The sequence below is a fragment of the Geobacillus sp. Manikaran-105 genome, assembly GCF_002809955.1.
Taxonomy (GTDB): Bacteria; Bacillota; Bacilli; order Bacillales; family Anoxybacillaceae; genus Geobacillus; species Geobacillus thermophilus.
The window spans coordinates 86,923-102,375 of record NZ_PIJG01000004.1 but is presented as its reverse complement, the minus strand read 5'-3'; the positions used below and the strand labels follow the sequence as shown (position 1 = coordinate 102,375).

At 54.0% G+C, this 15,453-nt stretch carries 17 protein-coding genes and 1 pseudogene; 10 read left to right on the top strand and 8 right to left on the bottom strand.

From position 1 onward, the window contains the following. Positions 1-221 precede the first annotated feature (221 nt). Positions 222-317: pseudogene (locus CV945_RS02500) on the top strand (FMN-dependent NADH-azoreductase); the annotation flags it as partial. A 173-nt stretch (positions 318-490) separates the two neighbouring features. After that, positions 491-2,398, top strand: coding sequence for a SpoIIE family protein phosphatase (locus tag CV945_RS02495; protein ID WP_044745354.1), 1,908 nt, complete (start codon positions 491-493; stop codon positions 2,396-2,398). Between the two features lie 37 nt (positions 2,399-2,435). Here CV945_RS02495 and CV945_RS02490 read toward each other — a convergent pair whose 3' ends face one another. Genes CV945_RS02490 through CV945_RS02480 form a run of 3 tightly spaced genes read right to left on the bottom strand, consistent with a single transcriptional unit; the run spans position 2,436 to position 4,004 of the window. Beyond that, positions 2,436-3,209 (bottom strand): sigma-70 family RNA polymerase sigma factor, encoded by a 774-nt coding sequence (locus tag CV945_RS02490; protein ID WP_100659072.1) that lies wholly within the window; start codon positions 3,207-3,209, stop codon positions 2,436-2,438. After that, positions 3,169-3,657, bottom strand: a complete 489-nt coding sequence (gene rsbW / locus CV945_RS02485; protein WP_011232890.1) for an anti-sigma B factor RsbW — start codon at positions 3,655-3,657, stop codon at positions 3,169-3,171. The genes CV945_RS02490 and rsbW overlap by 41 nt, the downstream gene beginning before the upstream one ends. Next, positions 3,654-4,004, bottom strand: a complete 351-nt coding sequence (locus tag CV945_RS02480) for an STAS domain-containing protein (protein ID WP_100659071.1) — start codon at positions 4,002-4,004, stop codon at positions 3,654-3,656. The genes rsbW and CV945_RS02480 overlap by 4 nt, the downstream gene beginning before the upstream one ends. 388 nt (positions 4,005-4,392) lie before the next feature. Here CV945_RS02480 and CV945_RS02475 point away from each other — a divergent pair, with 388 nt between their 5' ends. The 3 genes from CV945_RS02475 to CV945_RS02465 all read left to right on the top strand — a co-directional run bounded on the left by CV945_RS02475 (position 4,393) and on the right by CV945_RS02465 (position 6,037). Then, on the top strand, positions 4,393-5,082 hold the full coding sequence (locus tag CV945_RS02475; protein ID WP_011232888.1) for a uracil-DNA glycosylase: 690 nt from the start codon (positions 4,393-4,395) through the stop codon (positions 5,080-5,082). A gap of 18 nt (positions 5,083-5,100) precedes the next feature. Then, positions 5,101-5,400 carry a YwdI family protein gene (locus CV945_RS02470; RefSeq protein ID WP_063167150.1) on the top strand — a complete coding sequence of 100 codons (300 nt, stop codon included), beginning with the start codon at positions 5,101-5,103 and terminating at the stop codon, positions 5,398-5,400. A 265-nt stretch (positions 5,401-5,665) separates the two neighbouring features. Beyond that, positions 5,666-6,037, top strand: coding sequence for a DUF423 domain-containing protein (locus CV945_RS02465; RefSeq protein WP_015376087.1), 372 nt, complete (start codon positions 5,666-5,668; stop codon positions 6,035-6,037). Positions 6,038-6,232: 195 nt separating this feature from the next. Here CV945_RS02465 and gerQ read toward each other — a convergent pair whose 3' ends face one another. The 3 genes from gerQ to hemQ form a co-directional block, all read right to left on the bottom strand. After that, a complete protein-coding gene (gene gerQ, locus CV945_RS02460) occupies positions 6,233-6,817 on the bottom strand; it encodes a spore coat protein GerQ (protein ID WP_044745350.1) in 585 nt (194 codons plus the stop codon). Between the two features lie 18 nt (positions 6,818-6,835). Beyond that, positions 6,836-7,282, bottom strand: coding sequence for a cell wall hydrolase (locus CV945_RS02455; RefSeq protein WP_011232884.1), 447 nt, complete (start codon positions 7,280-7,282; stop codon positions 6,836-6,838). 321 nt (positions 7,283-7,603) lie between these two features. Next, the gene (gene hemQ / locus CV945_RS02445; RefSeq protein ID WP_100659070.1) at positions 7,604-8,350 is read right to left on the bottom strand and encodes a hydrogen peroxide-dependent heme synthase; all 747 of its coding nucleotides are present in this window, start codon (positions 8,348-8,350) and stop codon (positions 7,604-7,606) included. Positions 8,351-8,578: 228 nt separating this feature from the next. Here hemQ and pta point away from each other — a divergent pair, with 228 nt between their 5' ends. Then, positions 8,579-9,559, top strand: a complete 981-nt coding sequence (pta, locus tag CV945_RS02440) for a phosphate acetyltransferase (RefSeq protein WP_100659069.1) — start codon at positions 8,579-8,581, stop codon at positions 9,557-9,559. A 392-nt stretch (positions 9,560-9,951) separates the two neighbouring features. Next, on the top strand, positions 9,952-10,803 hold the full coding sequence (gene lipL / locus CV945_RS02430) for an octanoyl-[GcvH]:protein N-octanoyltransferase (protein ID WP_011232881.1): 852 nt from the start codon (positions 9,952-9,954) through the stop codon (positions 10,801-10,803). A 138-nt stretch (positions 10,804-10,941) separates the two neighbouring features. Here lipL and CV945_RS02425 read toward each other — a convergent pair whose 3' ends face one another. Beyond that, positions 10,942-11,595: an RsfA family transcriptional regulator gene (locus CV945_RS02425; RefSeq protein WP_033011014.1), complete on the bottom strand. Its 654-nt coding sequence runs from the start codon at positions 11,593-11,595 to the stop codon at positions 10,942-10,944. Between the two features lie 175 nt (positions 11,596-11,770). Between CV945_RS02425 and CV945_RS02420 the strand changes: the two genes are divergently transcribed. The 3 genes from CV945_RS02420 to CV945_RS02410 all read left to right on the top strand — a co-directional run bounded on the left by CV945_RS02420 (position 11,771) and on the right by CV945_RS02410 (position 13,973). Further along, the gene (locus CV945_RS02420; protein WP_025948348.1) at positions 11,771-11,998 is read left to right on the top strand and encodes a YuzB family protein; all 228 of its coding nucleotides are present in this window, start codon (positions 11,771-11,773) and stop codon (positions 11,996-11,998) included. Positions 11,999-12,142: 144 nt separating this feature from the next. Further along, the gene (locus CV945_RS02415; protein WP_095860278.1) at positions 12,143-13,441 is read left to right on the top strand and encodes an HD domain-containing protein; all 1,299 of its coding nucleotides are present in this window, start codon (positions 12,143-12,145) and stop codon (positions 13,439-13,441) included. Between the two features lie 13 nt (positions 13,442-13,454). Next, positions 13,455-13,973: a YwgA family protein gene (locus CV945_RS02410; protein WP_033011011.1), complete on the top strand. Its 519-nt coding sequence runs from the start codon at positions 13,455-13,457 to the stop codon at positions 13,971-13,973. Between the two features lie 83 nt (positions 13,974-14,056). Here the strand turns inward: CV945_RS02410 and CV945_RS02405 are convergent, their stop codons facing one another. Beyond that, positions 14,057-15,358, bottom strand: coding sequence for an NCS2 family permease (locus CV945_RS02405; RefSeq protein WP_100659068.1), 1,302 nt, complete (start codon positions 15,356-15,358; stop codon positions 14,057-14,059). Positions 15,359-15,453 lie beyond the last annotated feature (95 nt).

Genomic DNA, 15,453 nt, shown 5'->3' with positions numbered 1-15,453 from the left:
GACACGCCTCAAAGAATAAGGATTGCTTGAAGCAGTCAAACTTCTTTGGAAGCCCCCACTTCAAATTTTCGCTAGAAAATTAAGTGGGGGTAGTTCACACCGCCACGCTCATGATTGTATCACATCTTGTCCTTAAAGTTCGGCCACGCTGCAATATTTTTTTGCGCTATACATTCCCATTATTTTGTCGTTGCAGGATATCTCCCATCACCAATAGAATGGTATTTGTCGAAGGGCATGCGGCGGTGCCGGAAAAGGCGGAAGAAATCAAAGCGAACGCCATCGCCCGGGCGAAAGACTTGGCGCACACGTTTTAACGGGAGAACGGGTATTGCGCGGAAAATGGCCGCAAACTTGGCTCGGGAGCCTCTTCATTCGGAGAGGCTCCTTTTTTATTGGACAACCAAACCGCCGTGACGTTCATATACGCTGGTGGGGAGCCGTATGGTATAATAAACCATATAGAATGAAGAGTGGGGGTTCCTCGTTGGTGAAGGAATACGAACGATATCGCCTGGTGCGTCTGCACAGCGCGGCGGCAGCGTTGGCGGCCATGCTGTTTGGCTTGCTTTTGTTCGTTGCAGGGCGGCTCCCTTTTTCGCCTAGTTTCTATCATTCTATTCATCTTGCTTTAGGGCTTGCCGCCGTTGTCGTCTGTTGGCTTGTCGCCGTGCAAGGGTGGGCCGTGTTTCCTCACACGCTGTCGATGGAACGGCTTGTGATGGGGGCGCTGTTTTTCTCCTCAGGGACGCTGTTTTCGTTTCATTTTCTCCTTTCATTCTCAGACGTCGGTGAGGCGTCGTTGTTTTCGCTTGCCGCTCGCTTTACGCTCGCTTGGGGGCTGCTCTTTTTATTTTCGCGTCCGGACGAGGTGATGGAGCGTCGCAGCGGCCAGCGTTGGCAGGCGTTTTTAGCCGCCTTTGCTTATACAGTGGCGGTTGGGCTATTCATTCATGTTACGGCGCCGCTTTGGCTGGAAGATCGGACGAGCCGCTGGCCGCTTTGGTGGCAGGCGGGAGAAGGGGCGGTCGGTTTGCTTGATGCGGCCGCGGCTGCGCTTGTATGGCGTCGCTATCGGCAGGGCGGCTCTCCTGCACTCTTGTACTGGCTGATGGCGTTGCTGCTGTTTGCCTTTGGCCAAGTGCTGCTTCTGCTCGGCAACGGGCATGTGCTATGGGGGCAGCTGTACGAAGTGGCCGGATTTTTGTATGTCGTGCGCGCGATGTATGTGGAAACGATCGAAAAACCATATGTGGAGCTGAAACAGCACAAACAGCAGCTGGAAATGATGGCGAACGCCCTTGGCGAGGGATTGATGATGTTAGACCGGGATGGACAAATCGTTTGGATGAACCCGGAAGCCGGTCGGCTGATCGGTGTCGTCCCTGAGGAAGCGAAAGGAAAGCCGTTATTTTCCTTTGTCTCGCTCGCCGGGCCGGATGGGTCCGCGTGGGACTGGAAGCGGCTGCGCCGTGTTGTCAAACAGCTGAAAAGCGGCGAGGTGATTCGCGTCGAGGAGGAGCCGTTTCGCCGCCATGACGGCGTGTGCCTGCCGGTCGGCTACACGCTGGCGCCGGTGATGGAAAACGGTGCGCTGACAGGGCTTGTCGCCGTTTTGCGCGACATGACGGAGAAAAAAGAAAAAGAGCGGCTCGAGCGCGAGAGGGAACAGCTCGACTTTGAACTGTCGCTTGCCGCGAATATGCAACGGGCGCTTTTGCAGACATCGTCGAAGGCGGATTTGCCTTCGTACGTCGACATCAGCGTCCTCAGCGTCCCTGCCCGAGTGTTGAGCGGCGATTTTTATCACTTTGCTGTCCATCAAACATCGGTGTCCGTCGGCATTGCCGATGTATCGGGAAAAGGCATTCCAGCGGCAATGCTCATGACGCTGATGAAATTTATTCTGGACCGGACCGTTCATTACGGAACGCAGCCGCACGTGTATCTTGACCTGCTGAACCGATTCGCCTACGACTACACCGAGCCGTCGATGTTTGTCACGATGTTTGTCGGCAATTACAACGAAAAGACGCATACGTTCTCGTACGCGTGCGCTGGGCACGAACCGGCGCTTTGGTACCGGGCGAAAACGAAACAATGCGTGCCGCTTCACGCGAAAGGGTGCGCGCTCGGGTTGTTTCCGCAATTTTCGTTTGAGACGAAGTCGGTAGTGCTCGAGCCGGGTGATTTTGTGCTGCTGTACACCGATGGGGTGACCGAAAAACGCGGCGAAGAGGCGGACGATGATTTTTCCGTCCTCGCCTCGATGGTTGCCCGCGTCAATTTGGACCAGCCGGCAGCGCAAATCGTCCGCGATTTGTACGAGCATATCAAGGCGTACCACCAATACGAACAAAAAGACGACCAGACGTTGTTGTTGCTCCGCCGCCGCTGATGCCGCCCTAGCCGGCCGGCGGCGGCGTTTTTGGCTGTTACGACGGGTAGGCAGCGGCCAGCTGCCGTTTCAGCTTTTCGATCGCCCGCTTTTGAATGCGGCTGATCGTCATTTGCGAGACGCCAAGCCGTTCAGCGAGCGACCGTTGCGTCTCGCCGCGGCGGAAGACGGCGTCGATGACGATTTGTTCTTGCTCGCTCAGTTTGCCGATCGCCTGCTCTAAATCCATTCGCTCGATCAGCGACTCGATTTCGTTCGCTTCATCCGCGACGAATTCACCGATCGTCGTCGCATCCTTTTCCCCGTCTTGCACCGGGGCGTCGAGCGAAATCGCCTGGTAATGGTCGCGGCCGGCTAAAATCTCGATCGTCTCTTCCACCGATAAGCCTAAATGGGCGGCAATTTCATCTATGTTCGGCGACCGCTCGAGCTTGACGGTCAGTTCGTCGATGGCTTGCTGCACTTTGCTTCCTTTCTCTTTCACCCAGCGCGGCACTTGGATATACCACGCTTTGTCGCGCAAATAGTTTTTCATATAGCCGATCAAGCTTTTCATCGCATACGATTCAAAGTTTGTTCCTTGGTTCGGGTCGTAATGGTCAAGAAGGCGCAAAAACGACAGCCGGCCGACTTGAAACAAGTCTTCGTAAAAATCAGGGCGGCTGCGCGCCATTTTTTTCGCTGCGGCCGCAATGAGCGGCTCAAAACGCACGAGCAACGCTGTCGCCGCTTCTTCCGTCTTCGTTTGTTGATAGGCGGAAATAAGGGCGTCAAGCTTGCTCTTGGACAGAGGAGGGGGATATACAGTCATGGGCATGCTCTCCTTCGCCGTGAAGGCGGAATTTCGTCAGGCGGACTTCCGTTCCGCCTTTGGTCGTGACGCGGACGTCATCCATGAGCGCTTCCATTAAAAAGAGGCCGAGGCCGCCGACTTTCACATCTTGGAGTGGCTTGCCGGACAGCGACGCCGCCTGTTTGATCGCCCGTTTGTAGTCAAACCCTTTTCCCTCATCTTTAATGACGATGGAAAGCGCATCGGCGCTCATCTCAAAACGGAGGTGAATATCGCCGCTTCTTCCGTTGTAGGCGTGAAGCACGACGTTGTTGCACGCTTCGGAGACGGCGACTTTCATATCTTCGATTTCTTCATAGGAAAATCCCATTTTGGCAGCCAGCCCGTATAACGTCAAACGCACGATGTCAAGAAACTGTGCATCGGCTGGAATCGACAGCTGTACGATCGTTTCGTGCTCTTTCATGATTGGCCTCCGATCCTTTCTGACGCATCGTTCATTTCGGAAAAAAAGTAGGATACTCCAGTTAAATCGAACAGACGCCGCACTTTCGGCGGCACGTTTTCAATGGCAAACGGCGCCCCGAGTTGATGCCGCGTTTTTAACAGCGCTACAAACATGCCGATCCCGGTGCTGTCAATATACGTTAAATCTTCGAGACGAAGAACGAGCGGTTTGGACGCATCGCCGGCGAGCGGTTTGACGGTGCGTTGAAATTGCTCGGCTGCCGCCAGGTCCAGTTCGCCTTTTATGTATACAACGTGCCGATCCGGCTGTTCGTCATGAACAAGACGGAATTGTTTCTGATCCATTTCTTTCACCCCACTGTGCGTTTGATGGATATCCCGGTGTTGCGTTGGCGCCGACGGCTTAGCTTGTCCGGCCTTTGGCGTTTACGCTTTCTATACCCATATTTTATACTTGTTGAAACAGGGAATGTCGAATGAAAAGGGGACATGATGATGGAAAGATGGAAACAATGGGCGAAGAGAATAAAAAAGGAGATTTTTGTCCTCTATTCCGCCTGCCGCGACCGGCGTGTTCCGGTTTGGCTGCGGCAGGGGATTGGCGCATTTCCTGTTGGGGAAACAGGTTTCGCTATGGTTGCCTCAATCTGAACATTCACTTCGCTTTGACGCTGGTGTCTTTTGGGCTACAATGATAAAAGGGAAAAAGCCGATGGCAAAGGAGTTGCTCGCAATGCCGATTCTCAAAAACGACTGGGCTCCGCTGCTTGAAGAGGAGTTTCAAAAGCCGTACTACTTAAAGCTGCGCGAGTTTTTAAAAGAGGAGTACCGGACGCGGACGATCTATCCCGATATGCACGATATTTTCAACGCCCTTCATTATACACCGTATGCAAACGTCAAAGTCGTGCTGCTCGGGCAAGATCCGTACCACGGCCCGGGGCAGGCGCACGGGCTTAGTTTTTCCGTCAAGCCGGGCGTGCCGGTGCCGCCGTCCTTAGCGAACATTTTTAAAGAGCTGCATGACGACCTCGGCTGCTACATACCGGATAACGGCTATCTCGTGAAATGGGCCGAGCAAGGGGTGCTGTTGTTAAACACCGTGCTGACCGTCCGCCGCGGCCAGGCGAACTCCCATCGCGGCAAAGGGTGGGAATATTTCACCGACCGCGTCATTGAGCTCGTCAACGAAAAAGACGATCCGGTCGTCTTTTTGCTTTGGGGCCGGAACGCGCAAGAGAAAAAAGAACGGATTACGAATCCGCGCCATCTGATTATTGAAGCGCCGCACCCGAGCCCGTTTTCCGCCGCGCGCGGCTTTTTCGGCCATCGCCCGTTTTCGCGGACGAACGCGTTTTTAACCAAGCACGGACGCGAACCGATCGATTGGCAAATCGAGAACATCGGCGCCCGCGCTGAATGAAGAAAGGGGGAAGACATCATGACGATCTCTTTGGCGGCGGTTGTCGCCAAAATGGAAGACGAATTGCGCAAGGCAAAGGCGGCCCATGACCCGCAGCGGATGCGTGAACATGTCGCTGCCATTCGCGTTTTATGCGATTTGATGCTGGAAACGACAGGCCAGCCGCAGCCGTCCGTTCCGTCTGTCTCGACAGAGTCGCTTGCCGTCGGCGGGCCGATTTCGGTTGCTGGCGGGCTTTCGCTTGGAGCCGTTTCTGTCGGAGGACGTTCTCCCGACATTGACGATGAGGCGAACGGGGAGTCGTTGTTGGATTTTTGAGGGGGCAACGAAACACCGTGGAAAACGGTCTTCTCCACGGGGAATGTTGATCAACAGAACTCCGTTGAATCGCTTGCCTTTGTTTGCGCCAAAAAACAAGAAGCGGTTCACCGGCTTGGATGCGGGTCTTGCCGGTGGCGCCCCCGATGATCGGCTCTGTTGAGTGAAGCGGCTGACACCTATTCGTCATTTGTTATCGAGGAACATTTCCATTATATTAATGTAATGAGGGAAAACAATCTTTCATTAGAAAGGCGGAACAGCTATGAAAACATTCGTCCTTCTCGGCGCGCTCAATGCGTTTTTAGCCGTCGCATTGGGAGCGTTTGGCGCGCACGGGCTGGAAGGGAAGATTCCGGATCGTTATTTGGAGATTTGGAAAACGGCGGTCCAATATCAGATGTTCCACGCATTAGGGCTGCTTGTTGTCGGATTGCTCGCTGGCAAGGCGCCAAATGTCGGGCTGATCGGTGCGGCGGGCTGGGTGATGTTCGCCGGCATCGTGTTGTTTTCCGGGAGCTTGTACGTATTAAGTGTAACGCAGATTAAGCCGCTTGGCGCGATCACTCCGTTTGGCGGCGTCGCTTTTTTGGTCGCCTGGGTGATGATCGGCTATGCGGCGTTGAAATGGCTGTAAGCGAAGCGCGGGCAAGGTGTACCCCGAACAGGAAATCACGCGCCGTCCCAATCATAGAAGGCACCTTTTTTGTTTCGTTTGCCACCATGATAGACAACTGGGCGTCAGCAACTTGTGATGGACGTCGCATCGGATGAAAAAAAGCAGGCTACCCCGGGGCAGCCTGCTCATCGAACATCGGTTTTGCGCTTGCACTCAGCGCGGCGAATAGGAGGCGAGCGGCGTGGCGGAGGCACCGGCAAACGGATATTCGTAGGCGATTTCTCCTTCAAACGTGACGTAATCGAGGTAAATCATCGGGATCAAATAGCGTGTGCCTGTTTGTGGGTCGCTTAAAATGACATGGTCACGTCCAGCCGCTTCAATGACGCCGCGAAACACCTTGGCATTCCACTCACGGTTGTTTTCAAACGTCGCATAGATAGTGGCGACTTTTCCTTTGTTTAACCGTAAAATGTTTTCAATGTACGATTCTTCAATCGGCAGCATCCCTGGAATCGATGGGCCGGTGGTGGTCGGCATCGGTGTCGGGGCCGTAAACGTCGGCGCCTGCAAACCGAACGTCGGAGCGGCGGCTGTCGCCGGTGTCATCGTTGGAGCGGCAGCCGCTTGCGGATAGTAATAATACGGGTACGCCGCCGGATAGTACGGCTGCGGATACGGATAGCCGTATGGATAGGATGCATACGGTTGTTGCCGTTCTTGACCGAACGGCGAATAATAAAATGATTGTTGCTCCTCATCAAGTGGATAAAATTGATTTTCTGGATTGTTCGGCATAAAGAACCCTCCTCAATATTAAGAATAGACACGTGGGCAGTCGGATGGAGTCGGTGCAAAAAAGCAATGCGATTTGTAGCGGCCGACGTTCCACTGGCCAAACCATTGCGGTGGGCACGGTTGACCTTCAGGTGGTTTAAAAAACCAAAGGGCGTTTGTCGCTGGGTGGTAGCGCCAACCGCGGAGCACTTGGCGGGCTAGGCCTATATCCACTTCGCGCGCCCGTTGGTAAAAGTACCCTTTTTGCACCGCCTCAAAGCCTCCCGGGCTTTGAAACACCATTTGCCGGATAGAGCGGATGCCGCGGAAGTCAAGGCAGTCGGCGATGACGCGGTTGACGCCGACGTTGCCGACCATGAGCATCCCAAGCCGCCCGTCTCCTTCCGCTTCGGCTCGCATGAGCCGAGCCAACAACTTCACTTCCTCTTCTGTGTGGGCTACAATGGAGGGAGCGATCTGACCCATATCGTCACCTCAGTCGTTGTGAATTTCGACAGTAATAGGCTATTGATGGAACAGGAAAATGGTGACAGACAGACAGGCGATTTCTCGGAGGAATTTCTGATTTATATGTATGGGGCAGTTGGGCTGGATATGACAGAAACAGGGGAGGTTGACCAAAAAGGGAAACCCGTTGCGCAAGAAAGACTCGTAACATGATGTGCAAAGGGATGACGGCGGAAGAAATCGCTCGTTTGGCTGACCTTTCAGGGGGAGGAGCTCGCCGGTTGCTTGAAGAACAGGAAAATAAGCGAAGGGGCCCTGCCGCGTTTGGGCCCCTCTTTTTTATACATGGAAGAACGAAGGAACTTTTTCCACCGACAAGCGAGTGCCGACAAAAAATGAACCAAACTCGCCAAAGCGGGCGCTCACTTCATCAAAGCGCATTTCATAGACGAGCTTTTTGAACTGGAGTGCATCATCTGAAAACAAGGTGACGCCCCATTCAAAATCATCCAAGCCGACGGAGCCGGTGATGATTTGCGTCACTTTGCCGGCGTATTTTCGGCCGGTCATGCCGTGGGCGCGCATGAGTTCGCGCCGCTGTTCCATCGACAACATGTACCAGTTGTCGTTGCCTTGGCGCCGCTTGTCCATCGGATAGAAGCAAATGTAGTTCGTTTTCGGCAAAATCGGATACAAACGGCGGCGCACCTCTGGAATTTGGTACGGATCTTCGCTGCCGGACGCCAAGTAGTTGCTCAACTCCACGACTGAAACGTACGAATACGCAGGTAATAAATAGTCGGCGAGTTTCGTTTTGTTAAGCGCTGTTTCGATTTCATGCAGCTCATCCAGCGTCGGCCGCAAAATCATGAACAAAATATCGGCTTTTTGCCCGACGATCGTGTAGACGGCATGGCTTCCTTGCTTCTCGCTTTCCGTCGTCTCCCATTGGTCGACAAGCGCTAAAAACTCACTGATCGCTGCCTCGCGCTCTTCGTTTGAAAGTGTTTTCCACGCGCTCCAGTCGATCGTGCGGAAATCATGCAAACAATACCAACCGTCCAACGTTTGGGCCGCTTCGCTCATCATCGTCACTCCTTTATTCAATCAATTGTACAGTACCACTATATCATAGTTTGGCCAAAAAAGCGGGTGTCCGTGCATAAAGCAAAAGATACTGAATTGTTCCAAAAGGTGAATTATTGATTGGAAGGGCTTACGATCGTTGCGTTTTCGTATCGAAGCGGTATGCTTAATGTAGAGAAAGGCTGATGCCTGGAGACAGGCGGGCCAACCGTGAAGGAGGCATGAATCGTGACAACCGATTTATTTACGGCATTAAAAGCGAAAGTAACCGATACGGGTCGAAAAATCGTGTTTCCCGAGGGAACCGATGACCGCATCTTAACGGCGGCGAGCCGTTTGGCGACGGAGCAAGTGCTTCAGCCGATCGTCCTTGGCGATGAGCAAGCTGTGCGGGTGAAAGCAGCGGCGCTTGGCTTGCCGCTTGAAGGGGTGGAGATTGTCAACCCGCGCCGCTACGGCGGGTTTGATGAGCTAGTTTCGGCGTTTGTGGAGCGGCGCAAAGGGAAAGTGACAGAAGAAACGGCGCGCGAGTTGCTTTTCGATGAAAACTATTTCGGTACGATGCTCGTTTATACGGGAGCGGCCGACGGCCTCGTCAGCGGGGCGGCACATTCGACGGCGGATACGGTCCGACCAGCCTTGCAAATCATTAAAACGAAGCCAGGCGTTGGCAAAACGTCCGGCGTGTTCATCATGGTGCGCGGCGACGAAAAATATGTGTTTGCCGATTGCGCCATCAACATTGCTCCTAACAGTCAAGATTTGGCTGAAATCGCGGTCGAGAGCGCCCGGACGGCCAAAATGTTCGGCCTTACGCCGCGCGTAGCGCTGTTAAGCTTTTCCACGAAAGGGTCGGCCTCGTCGCCGGAGACGGAAAAAGTCGTTGAGGCGGTGCGGTTGGCGAAAGAAATGGCGCCGGATCTGATCCTTGACGGTGAGTTTCAATTTGACGCCGCGTTTGTGCCAGAGGTGGCGAAAAAGAAAGCGCCGGACTCGGTCATTCAAGGGGACGCAAATGTCTTTATTTTCCCGAGCCTTGAGGCGGGCAACATCGGCTACAAAATCGCCCAGCGCCTTGGCGGCTTTGAAGCGGTCGGCCCGATTTTGCAAGGGCTGAACAAGCCGGTGAACGACCTATCGCGCGGATGCAGCGCCGAAGACGCCTACAAGCTCGCGCTCATCACCGCGGCGCAGTCGCTTGGGGAGTAAAGAGGCGGCGAACTGAGCAAGAGGAGTCGGAACCGGTTCGTTTTGCCAAAGAATGGGCGATCTCTTGTTTCATGCATGGATTCGTGTCAAAGAAGGCGGCTGGCTGCTGTTTAGCCGCTTTCTTTTTTAACGGATTTCCGAAAGAAGTCTTCCATCTCAAGGAACGCGAAGGGTGTAACCCAGTGAGTAGGTGGGAGATGAATGTCGGTTGGCGTTAGCCAACGGCGTAAAGGGTTCTTGTGTGTGGCTTACCGTTCGGCGAACACGCACAAGTCGCTTGAAGCCTCCACCTCTAAGCGAAGCGTAGGTGGCGGGTAGTTCACTGGCCGTAATCGTTCCAGTTTGATGTGGTATAATGAGAGTGGAACGTTCAACGTAAGGGGTTTGCTGCGATGAGCCATGAATTGCTGCGGCAGCCGAAATGGCGGGTCATCGACCAGTCGCATTTCGGTCCGCTGTTTGATGCGAAACAATCGTTTGCCATCGATGATGCATTATGCACCGCGGTTGGCGCGGGACAGTCGGATGCGGTCGTCCGCACGTGGGTGCATGAGAATACCGTCGTCTTAGGCGCCGCTGATACGAAGCTTCCGTACATCGATGAGGCCATTTCGTTTTTGCGCCAGGAAGGGTATCGCGTCGTCGTCCGCAATTCCGGCGGGTTGGCCGTTGTCCTTGACAGCGGGGTGTTGAATATTTCGCTCATTTTTCCGGAAACGAAAAACACGATTGCCATCGAGCAAGGGTATGAGGCGATGTATGCGCTCATGGCCGCCATGCTTGCCTCATACGGCGCCCGCGTTGAGGCTGGGGAAATCGTCGGTTCGTATTGCCCGGGGAGCTATGACTTGAGCATTGGCGGCAAAAAGTTTGCCGGCATTTCGCAACGGCGCGTGCGCGGCGGCGTTGCCGTGCAAATCTACCTTTGCGTCAACGGGAGCGGAGCCGCGCGGGCTGAGCTTATTCGCCGTTTTTATGAGCTCGGCCGCCAAGGAGAGAAAACGAAATTCGCCTACCCCGATGTTGTCCCAACTGTCATGGCGTCGCTGTCTGAGCTTCTCGGCTGCGAGTTGTCGATCGATGAGCTGCTTGTCGCCCTTTGGCGCACGCTGCAGTCGTTTGGCGGCGAGCTGTATTCGTCTGCCCTCGAGAACGGCGAATGGAATTGGTATGAGCAGTATTGGGCGCGCATCGTCGAGCGGAATGAAACGGCGCTCAAGGGCGAGCTCCTAGCAGGAGAATAAGGGGGCGGTCCGCCCAGCAGCAAGAGCCTGCGTTCATCGCCTGACGCCGCCGGCAGGCAAAAAGGATGCTCCGTGTCTCGGCCGCACCGGAGAGAGTGCGATCAAGGCGCAGCCATGGACAGGGCATCCTTATTTTATTTACTCCGCGATTTTTTCCAAGTTGCCGTTCGGGTCCATGCGGAAGGTCAGTCCCCGCTCTTCTTCCTCTTTTAACACCATTTTGCGCGCTCGGTTGATGATTTTCACGAGCGTCTCAAAATCTTCTTGGACGGTCGACGAATTTTCTTCTAATTTCGCAACCTTTTCTTCAAGTTCTTTATTTTTTTGCTTTAATTCTTCAATTTCGCGGCGCAACCGCTCGTTTTCTTTGATCAGCGTCTCCCGTTTCCGTTCATGGGATTGGAACGTTTTCAAAAAAGCGATCACTTGATCCAGCGTCACTTGTTGCGGCGGGGAGGATGGGATGACGGCAGGCAGCTGCATCACCTCTCCCAGCTCCTCGAGTGATGGCATCGGCGGCTCGTACAGACGCCGCTTTTTCGCGCCGCCTTGTTTGGCGAGCAGCCGTTGCCGTTCTTTTCGCTGTTTTTTTGCCAACTGCAATGCTTCTTCGTAGCGATGGCGGACGACCGCGTTCCAGCGAAAGCCGCAGGCGGCCGATGTCCGGTTCAGCCTGTCGCCGACTTCTTCAAAGGCGTTGAGTTGGGTGCTCCCTTCACGCACATGGCGCAATACGGTCTCTGCCAACAATAAATCGTCTTCTTCCGTCCAAGCGTCTTGCCGTTGTTTCACTGTTCTCCACTCCTTCTTTCAATGCTAGTAAAAGCATGGACAAAATAAAATGAATTTATACGTTGCAAGTTTACAGGATTGACAAGTTGAAAGAATGAAAGGCCGCAAACTTGCAATTTTCTTCGGGAAGCGGTAGAATACACAAAGCAAACGCTGCAGAAAGGGATGACGCATAATGGCAAATGAGTTTCGCGTTTGCGACGACTGCAAGGCGCCGAATTTAAAAACATTGATTCCGCGTTTGAAAAAGCTGGATCCGGATGCGGTCATTAAAATCGGCTGCCAGTCGTATTGCGGTCCGGGGCGGAAAAAAACGTTCGCCTTCGTCAACAACCGCCCGGTGGCAGCGCTGACGGAGGATGAGCTGATTGAAAAAGTGGCTGAAAAGCTGAAAAAACGGTGACGAATCACCTTCTTTGCCGAAAGAAGGTGATTTTTTGTTTTTTCCGTCAATAATGGAGAAAGACGGAGAAAAAAGTCAACTATTTCTTTGCCAAAAGAAACGGCGTATAATAGATGTATGTTGGAGACGGAAGAGGAGGATGCGATGTATTCCGGCGGGCAGCTTGACGAAGAAAAAGTGTTTAAAGATCCGGTGCACCGATACATACATGTTCGCGACAAAGTCATCTGGGATTTGATCGGCACAAAAGAGTTTCAGCGCCTGCGCCGCATTAAGCAGCTCGGCACGACATATTTGACGTTTCACGGCGCCGAGCACAGCCGGTTTAACCATTCGCTCGGCGTTTACGAAATCATCCGCCGCATCATTGACGACGTGTTTGTCGGCCGCGATCATTGGGATCATAGCGAGCGCCTTCTTTGCCTATGCGCGGCGCTCTTGCACGATTTAGGGCACGGCCCGTTTTCCCATTCATTTGAAAAGGTGTTTCGCCTCGACCACGAAGATTTTACACAGGCAATCATTTTAGGCGATACAGAAGTGAACGCCGCCTTGCGCGAAGTGGGCGACGATTTTCCGCAAAAAGTGGCGGAAGTGATCGCCAAAACGTACCCGAACAAGCTTGTTGTGAGCCTCATTTCGAGCCAAATTGACGCCGACCGGATGGATTATTTGTTGCGCGATGCGTACTACACCGGCGTCAGCTACGGCTATTTTGACATGGAGCGCATTTTGCGCGTCATGCGCCCGCGCGAAGACCAAGTCGTCATTAAGCGGAGCGGCATGCATGCGGTCGAGGATTACATTATGAGCCGCTACCAAATGTATTGGCAAGTGTATTTCCATCCTGTGACGCGCAGTGCGGAAGTCATTTTAACGAAAATTTTGCATCGGGCGAAAAAGCTGTACGAGGACGGGTATACGTTTGCGACGAAGCCGACCCATTTTTTATCGTTTTTTGCCGGCCATGTAACGCTCGGCGACTATTTGGCGCTCGATGAAGCGATCATCCTGTTTTACTTCCAGCAATGGCAATACGAGCGGGATCCGATTTTAAGCGACTTATGCCGGCGGTTTGTCCACCGCCGCCTGTTCAAATATACGGAGTTCCATCCGACAAACGAGCAAATGGCAAAGCTGATCGAGCTGACCGGCTTGTTCAAAAAGGCCGGGATCGATCCAGACTATTACTTGGTCGTCGATTCATCGTCCGACTTGCCGTACGATTTTTACCGGCCGGGCGAGGAAGGCGAGCGCCTGCCGATTTATTTGTTGATGCCAAACGGGGAGCTGCGCGAGCTGTCGCGCGAATCGGTGTTGGTTGACGCCATTTCCGGCAAGCGGCGCACCGACCATAAGCTGTATTTCCCAGCTGATTTCCTGGAAGACTTGTCGACGAAGCGGACAGTGAAGAAAAAGATTATGGAAATTTTAAAGGGTTAGGAGATGACGGAGAGTGCTCACAGAGCATGCGAAAGTGATGAAGGCGTTGGCGGCCGCCGGGGAAATTGCCGGCCGCAAAAAGCTGCAAAAAATGATCTACATCGCGAAAAAGCTCGACTTTCCGTTTTACGAGAAATTCGATTTCCACTTTTACGGCCCGTATTCGGAAGAGTTGACGTGCCGCATCGAAGAGCTGTGCGCGCTCGGCTTTTTGCATGAAGTGAAAGAGAAAAAGAGCGGCTATGTGCAATACCGCTATACACTGACCGAAGCGGGCGAACAGTTTTTGCGCCATTACGACTGGGAGATGCCGGGCCTTGCCGAATGCATGCAGGCGATGAACGGACAAAACGCACGCTTTTTGGAGCTTGTCTCCACGGTGCTCTATTTTGAACATTTGTCAAAAGATGAGGTAAAAGAGAAAATCGCTGTCGTAAAAAGCAAGCAGCGCTATACGGAGGACGAGATCGAAGAGGCGTATGCGTATATTGAGGCGCTGCGCAGCCGATGCCACAAGAGCGCTTGTGTGTAGACGGGTGGAAAATGCGGTTTCAACGGATCGTCAGTTGGCCATAGACGAAAAGGTGTCCCATTGTTCCGGGGACACCTTCTTCATTAATGCGGCAAAAACGCCAGCTGCAAAAAGAACAGCACGGCAAGCACGTACAGCAGCAACGGCACATCGCGCCAGCGGCCGCGGGCGATTTTTAAGAGCGGGTACGAGATGAAGCCGAGCGCGATGCCGGTCGCGATGCTGGACGTGAGCGGCATGCTTAAGATGATGAGAAAGGCTGGGAACGCTTCGTCCAGTTCGCGCCAATTGATATGGGCGATGTTGCTGATCATCAAGCTGCCGACGACAATGAGCGCCGGAGCGGTGATGGCGGAAAGCCCGGCGACGGCGCTGACCAGCGGGCTGAAAAAGGCGGCTGCGATGAACAAGACGGCGACCGTGAGCGCGGTCAAGCCGGTGCGGCCGCCGGCGGCGACGCCGGTTGACGACTCGATGTACGCGGATGTCGGGCTCGTGCCGAACATGGCGCCGATCGTGGTCGCGACGGAGTCGGCCAAGAGCGCCTCGCGGGCGCGCGGCAGTGTGTTTCCTTTCATCAGTCCCGCTTGCTGGGCGACGCCGATCATCGTGCCGGTCGTGTCAAAGAGCGTGACAAGCAAAAAGGAAAAGACGACAGCGTACAAGCTGTGGCTGATGACATCGCCAACGGCCGTCAATGGATTGGCGGCGACAAGCCCTTCCGGCAGCGACGGCAGCGAGACGATACCTTTGTCAAAGTGAAGCTGCCCGGTCGCGTAGGCGATGACGCCGGTCGCGACCATGCCGTAAAAGAGCGCGCCGTTGACGCCGCGCATCATGAAAACGAGCGTCACCGCCAGGCCGATGAGCGTCAACACGGCCGACGGGGCATGCAAGTTGCCAAGCGCGACCAAATTTTGCGGATGGGCTTGGATAATTCCGGTCAGCCGCAGGCCGATAAAGGCGATAAACAGCCCGATGCCGGCGGTGATGCCATGTTTTAAGCTGTCGGGGATCACTTCGATCAGCTTGCTGCGGAGCGGGGTGAGCGACAGCAACAAAAACAACACCCCGGCCACAAACACAGCGGAAAACGCGGTTTCGTACGAAATGCCGCCGTGCGAGCCGACGACGGAATAGGCGAAATAGGCGTTCAGCCCCATGCCGGGCGCGATGGCGATCGGATAGTTGGCAAAGATGGCCATCCATAGCGTGCCGACGACGGTTGCGATGACGGTGGCGGTGAACGCCTGTTCAAACGGGACGCCGGCATCTGATAAGATGACCGGATTGACGACGATGATGTACACCATGGTGAAAAAAGTCGTCAGGCCAGCGAGAAATTCCGTTTTGCGGTCAGTCTGTTTCTCTGCGAAACGAATCATGGGCGACCTCCTAAAAACGAACAATGTCAGAAACCATTATAATAATATTCGTTTTTCCCTAAAAATGCAACGGGAGCGCTTCATGCGCCCCCGCT

Excerpts from the sequence above, each read along its gene's own strand:
- CV945_RS02405 (WP_100659068.1), bottom strand. The coding sequence starts at position 15,358 with ATGATTCGTTTCGCAGAGAAACAGACTGACCGCAAAACGGAATTTCTC.
- CV945_RS02490 (WP_100659072.1), bottom strand. The coding sequence starts at position 3,209 with ATGACTGTATATCCCCCTCCTCTGTCCAAGAGCAAGCTTGACGCCCTT.
- lipL (WP_011232881.1), top strand. The coding sequence starts at position 9,952 with ATGAGCCATGAATTGCTGCGGCAGCCGAAATGGCGGGTCATCGACCAG.
- gerQ (WP_044745350.1), bottom strand. The coding sequence starts at position 6,817 with ATGCCGAACAATCCAGAAAATCAATTTTATCCACTTGATGAGGAGCAA.
- CV945_RS02480 (WP_100659071.1), bottom strand. The coding sequence starts at position 4,004 with ATGGATCAGAAACAATTCCGTCTTGTTCATGACGAACAGCCGGATCGG.
- CV945_RS02465 (WP_015376087.1), top strand. The coding sequence starts at position 5,666 with ATGAAAACATTCGTCCTTCTCGGCGCGCTCAATGCGTTTTTAGCCGTC.
- CV945_RS02420 (WP_025948348.1), top strand. The coding sequence starts at position 11,771 with ATGGCAAATGAGTTTCGCGTTTGCGACGACTGCAAGGCGCCGAATTTA.
- CV945_RS02470 (WP_063167150.1), top strand. The coding sequence starts at position 5,101 with ATGACGATCTCTTTGGCGGCGGTTGTCGCCAAAATGGAAGACGAATTG.
- hemQ (WP_100659070.1), bottom strand. The coding sequence starts at position 8,350 with ATGAGCGAAGCGGCCCAAACGTTGGACGGTTGGTATTGTTTGCATGAT.
- CV945_RS02475 (WP_011232888.1), top strand. The coding sequence starts at position 4,393 with ATGCCGATTCTCAAAAACGACTGGGCTCCGCTGCTTGAAGAGGAGTTT.
- rsbW (WP_011232890.1), bottom strand. The coding sequence starts at position 3,657 with ATGAAAGAGCACGAAACGATCGTACAGCTGTCGATTCCAGCCGATGCA.
- CV945_RS02455 (WP_011232884.1), bottom strand. The coding sequence starts at position 7,282 with ATGGGTCAGATCGCTCCCTCCATTGTAGCCCACACAGAAGAGGAAGTG.
- CV945_RS02415 (WP_095860278.1), top strand. The coding sequence starts at position 12,143 with ATGTATTCCGGCGGGCAGCTTGACGAAGAAAAAGTGTTTAAAGATCCG.